Origin of the sequence: Microcystis sp. M_OC_Ca_00000000_C217Col (assembly GCF_007095585.1) — a bacterium.
In the GTDB taxonomy this organism is placed as follows: Bacteria; Cyanobacteriota; Cyanobacteriia; order Cyanobacteriales; family Microcystaceae; genus Microcystis; species Microcystis panniformis.
Genome location: NZ_SFBV01000143.1, coordinates 1 through 4,818 on the forward strand (window position 1 = coordinate 1; position 4,818 = coordinate 4,818).

Genomic DNA, 4,818 nt, shown 5'->3' on the forward strand with positions numbered 1-4,818 from the left:
ACACAAATATGATTTTGTTTACCTTGTTTATTGATGCCATTTTTACGGATATGGGTAGATTTACATTCAGGGCATTGCATTTTGATTTCCTCCATTCATATCTCTATTATGCAACGCCTTGAATCCGTTGATCTTCTGATTGGGGAGTGTCGGCTTGGTTAAAGGGCTGTTGTCGGTTGTCATTGTTGTAAAAAGCCGAAAGATACTCGGCAAAGGCATCCTGTATCCGTCCGGGTCGGAGATTGGCGTTCCCCAGAGAATCGGGTTCGTCAAAATCGGTTAAGCGTTGGATATTCTGGATCACCGTGGGATAACTATCACCGCCATTTGCCAGGAAACCTTGGGTAACGACACTAAAAATGGTGTTAGAAGCAACCACTAATTCCCCATTTTTCACAATGGTTTGGACACTATTGCCCGTTGCATCTGCTAAGGCAAGACTGCGAATCCGTTGACTGGTTGGAGCGTTGGGGTCATAACTAAAGTTAAAGCCACCAATTTGACCAAAACGACCGTTCCCCGTTTCCACTGAAGAAATCATGTGTTCGGCCAGTTGCAGGAATCCGGTGGCGTTCACTGTACCGACAACGATATCGCCGTCAAAGCGTAGGGAATTGGAAATATCGAGTTGTGAGATATCCCCTTCCTCTTTGCCCACATCGGGATTCGCTTGCGGGGGCAGGGGAATGATTCCCGAGTCTCCGATCGCGAACCGTCCGATCTGATCGCGGATCGAGCCGCCATTGGTGAAGGAAATATCGATCCGGTTAAAGCCAGGAAGTAGGTTATGCTCATTCAAATAGGCTTCGGCGTAGAAGTCTTGAGCGTCTGCGGTCAAGTTACCCAAGTTGGTTTCTTGGGTACGCACATCGCCCCGAACCCCGTTGAGAAAAACATCGGTTTGACCGAAGATCGTACCGTCTAGGATGTCAACGAAGCCTCGCACCCCATCGACAATTTCGACTATATCTTGATCTGCTTTGGCTCTTACTTGGTCAAAAGTAGTAATCGATTCATCGTAGAGGCGATCGACTCCCGCAATATCAGTGGCATAAGGACCGCTATCATCTCCAATCGTGGTAATTACACCTCGATCATTAAAAGTGACGACCAATTGATTCAAGTAGCGATAATTTGCGGCTGAATTGACGTAAATAACCCGATTATCTCCACCCCCGTACACTTGGGGAAAGGGTTGCAATAACTGTCCGTTATTTTGTTGGGTTTCATCTTCCCGTAGGGGGGGAACTCCGGTACTGGAAGACATCTGTTGGTGAGAACCACCCCCAAAAAGCAGATCAACTCCTAACCCGAGGGCTGCCATTTCCTCGGCCAAAGCGATTTCGATGCGGGATTCTTGCAGGTGAGTCATCAAAATAATCTTATTGATACCCGTATTGCTTAAAGCTTGGACTTCGGGGGTGATGTTGCGGATGATGGAGTCCACTTGCACATCCACGGAAGTCGTTCCGGTAATCACGTTGCCGTTGATATCTCGGGTCGTTACCTCGATCGCTCCCGTATCGGCGATCGATTTGAGATAGGGGGTAACAATGCCGATAATTCCCACTTTTTCGCCGTTAAAGTCCTTAACCACGCTTCCGGTTAGGGTATTGGGTAAAGGCGCTCCCCCGTTAGCGACCACGGCTAAACCGTTGGGAAGGGTAGCCCGACTGTAATCGAGGTTATTGGCTAAATAGGGGAATGCCGCTCCAGGATAGCCTCCAGGTCCGATACCGACACCGCCATTCTGTCCGTTAACCCAATTAGGATTCGGGGCAACTAGGTTGAGGAAAGAACCAGCACCACCGCTAAATTCATGGTTGCCCACCGAGGCCACATCCCAGCCTAATTCATTGTTAATCAGGATGTCGGCGATGCCCCCTTGATCGGCCTGTGGATTACCCGTTGTGGCGTTATCATAAATATCGCGGCTGGCATTAAAGAAGGGACTGGAAATGTAAACATCTCCCGTAGTTAATTTCAGCGTATTGGTGTACTTGTTATCCAAGGCATTCATTACCGCCGAGAAGCCCAGAATATCTTGAAAAGCCGGAATACCCGCTTCTTGATCGGAGGCTTGTAGAATTTGTAGGGTAAAACTCTGGGATTGTTGCGGCAAGTTGAGAGTTGCAAGGATGGGTTCATGATCAGCGGGCTGATCGAGAAAATCAACGTTGACACGAACGATATCGTACTCGGCCTTACTGGCGAGATTATTGGTTATCAAAATATGGTCTAAGGCTTGGGAGTTACCTTGGAAGTTGAAGGTGGCGCGATCTCTGACATCCAGGGTTTGAGAAAGATTGGTTAGCACCCCACCACTGAGAATTTGCTGGAACTCTTCAAAATCAAAGCCGTTAAGATCCCCTAAAACCACCACGTTAGCATTGGGATCGTCCGCCAAAATTGCGTTGACTTCGCTATTGATAACCGTAGCTTGATTGGCTCGTACATCCGCACCGCCAATATTGGGGGGTTGAACATTGCCAAATAAACCATTGCCACCGCGTCTGGAGGTCAAGTGATTGTTAATTACCGTCACTTCCTGTCCGTTAAACGTAAAGGTGGCGACTAGAGGCTTGCGACTGTTGGTAAAAGCACCATCATTATCGGGCGTGGCGATGGGGTCGGTGATCCGTCGGAGGGAACCTTCTACAAAGCTAACACGATCAGGGTTATAGAGATAGCCAACTCGAATATTAGTACCTGGCGCACCCCCATCTCGACCATCGACGGGATCGATATTCAGGAACTGGTAGGTAGGACCGCCTGCGGCCGTGATCGCGTCGATTAAAGCTTGATAGGTTAAATCCGCCGCTACCGTACCGTCGTTGATCGGGCCGTTGTTGTCTTGAATTTCCTGAAGTCCGATAATATCGGGAGCTCTCAGGTTATTGACGATTTGATTGGCGAGTACGCCGAATCTCTCGAGGCCACCTGGGTTCGATTCAGTGGGATTGAGATTTTCCACGTTATAACTGGCGATCGTTAGCTTATCTGCCGTGCCTATTAGATTCGTCACTTCCCGCTGCAATCCGCCAGGAGTAGCTTGAACCGGTTCGGTTACTAAGACCCGGTAGTCACCGAACGCATAATCAACTACCCCCGTCAGATTCCCTAAGAGATCGCCTACATCAACTTGTGGCAGGTCTATGGCGCTGATTTGAATCCGTTCGGGGTTGAAATCATCTGGAGCGATGCCAATACCACCGCGACTGTTGATGCCGGTAGCGTCGGCCCCTCGATTCGCCACCGTCCATATTGAATCCGAGCTAGTACTTCGGATAATCGTTGGACTGACTGCCATGGTATCCTGTACCGTTACCAGCATTCCTTCCAAGCTTTCATAGAAGCCGATCCCAGTGTTTAAATCTAAGGTAATGTCGAAGGTGTCAGGGGAAAAGTTCGCTCCCGCGATGATTTGGTTGGGGGGTACGCGACCTCCCGATCCGATGAGAATGGGGGCGGGTAAGGGATTGCCCGAACTTAACACGTCGATTGTGTTCGTGTCTCTATTGGCAGCAATTTGTGTGGTACTGAGAACAGTCAAGTCGGGTACTCTTTCGCCGTTTATAGTAACATTCGGTCGATTTTCCTGCACCTGTCCACTGACTCGAACCGAGTCGCCGACCGTGAGATTAAGTTCTTTGAATCTTTCCGATCCCGTAAAGACGAAGATACCTTCCGAGGTTCGCGGATCGTTGTCTGGATCGGGGTCTTGTAGGTAAAAACCATTAGCATTAGTAGCGAACCCCGTGACGATTCCGACTACAAATCCACCATCGCGCAACACCCGCCCTTCTAGGGGCGATTGTAATCCAGTTCCTTGAATGTCGCGGATGCGAATTTCCGAAAAGGTTGTCTCGGCTGTGTCCTGATCGTAAAAGGTTGTCTCGGCTATGTTCTGGTCGTTGTAAATATCGTAAGGATCATCGTATGTGTCTTGGTCGTCAAAGGTTATGTTCTGGTCGTTGTAAGTATCGTAAGTATCATCTTGTCCCAGAAGAAGTAACTCTAGTGCGGGTTCGCTAACGCCTTCTTCGCTGATAACATCCAGTTGTCTTTCCTGCACCAGTCCACTGACTTGAACCGACGCTCCAATGTTGATATTCAGTCCGTTTATATCATCAATGAGGTCCTGCCGGTTCCTAAAGACGAAGATGCCTTCCGAGGTTCGCGGATCGTCGTCTGGATTGGGATCTTGTAGGTGAAAGCCATTACTGGTGATCGCCGTAAAGATTCCAGCTACATCGCTCACCAGCGTCCCTGTCATGTCCGATACTAATCCAGTTACCTGAATGTCGCGGATGCGGAGAGTTTCCGAAAAGGTTGTCTCGGTCTCGCCTATGTTCAGGTCGTTGTAAATATCATCTTGTCCCAGAAGAGGTAACTCTAGTGCGGTTGGATCGTCAAAAGTAATCATCGCTTTCTTGTCCTTTGTATCTGGATAAATTACACTCGCTCCGTTTATTTCGTCTATCTGTGACGATGGGGAGTATCGAGCAAAAGTCCCGTGTGTAAAAAAATACAGGTAGAAACAGACGAATAATTTCTGATTCCATCGAATATAGAGTGGTATTCATCGAATACCGACTTTTTTTCTACAACCTGCGGTGATAGGGTCTGAAAAATTTCTAATGGGAAAAGCACTTAAAATAATAGACCCAAAAACAACGCTATAGGACTTTCTTTAACATCTAGATAGGGTTTGCTGAAAAAGTAAAAAACAAAAACTCTCAAAAATCAGCCCGAATTTAAGATAAGTTTTTCTGTTGAGAAATCAGCTTTTTTATCATCTTTTCTAATCAAAGAGGG

At 47.8% G+C, this 4,818-nt stretch carries 2 protein-coding genes; both read right to left on the reverse strand.

Features of this window, described 5'->3' with window-relative positions:
- Positions 1–80: transposase-like zinc-binding domain-containing protein (locus EWV66_RS24060; protein ID WP_502705659.1), on the reverse strand; the 80-nt coding region annotated here is incomplete at its 3' end.
- Between the two features lie 26 nt (positions 81–106).
- Positions 107–4,426: a DUF8508 domain-containing protein gene (locus EWV66_RS08360; RefSeq protein ID WP_287108754.1), complete on the reverse strand. Its 4,320-nt coding sequence runs from the start codon at positions 4,424–4,426 to the stop codon at positions 107–109.
- Positions 4,427–4,818 lie beyond the last annotated feature (392 nt).